Source organism: Corynebacterium sp. MSK073 (assembly GCF_030232085.1).
Lineage (GTDB): Bacteria > Actinomycetota > Actinomycetes > Mycobacteriales > Mycobacteriaceae > Corynebacterium.
This window is the reverse complement of sequence record NZ_JASPIY010000046.1, coordinates 1-360: the sequence shown is the minus strand read 5'-3', so window position 1 is coordinate 360 and position 360 is coordinate 1. Positions and strand designations below refer to the sequence as shown.

General features: G+C 52.5%; 1 protein-coding gene. It reads left to right on the top strand.

From position 1 onward, the window contains the following. Positions 1-267 (top strand): transposase (locus QP970_RS11610; RefSeq protein ID WP_284609544.1); only part of this gene is annotated, 267 nt, incomplete at its 5' end. Between the last annotated feature and the right edge of the window lie 93 nt (positions 268-360).

Here is a 360-nt window from a genome sequence, read left to right as displayed (position 1 = left end):
ACCAACGCCCCGAAATCCGTCTGGAAGAAAGTCTGGTCGAATAACCCTACTGAACGGCTCAATCGTGAAATCCGCAGGCGTACGGATGTTGTAGGCATCTTCCCCAATCGTGACGCTGTCGTGCGCCTTGTTGGTGCTGTCCTAGCAGAACAACACGATGACTGGATCCAGCAAAACCGCTACATGTCACTAACCAGCCTGGAACAGACCAAAGCATTGATTACCGCCAACGTCATAGACGCTGACACCACCAAGGAGGTCGCATGAACCAGTTAAAACACCGAGCACGTGCTGGCCCCTGACACCATCACACTGCATGCTCTATCGAAAGGTAGAAACACCACTCAAACGGACTTGACC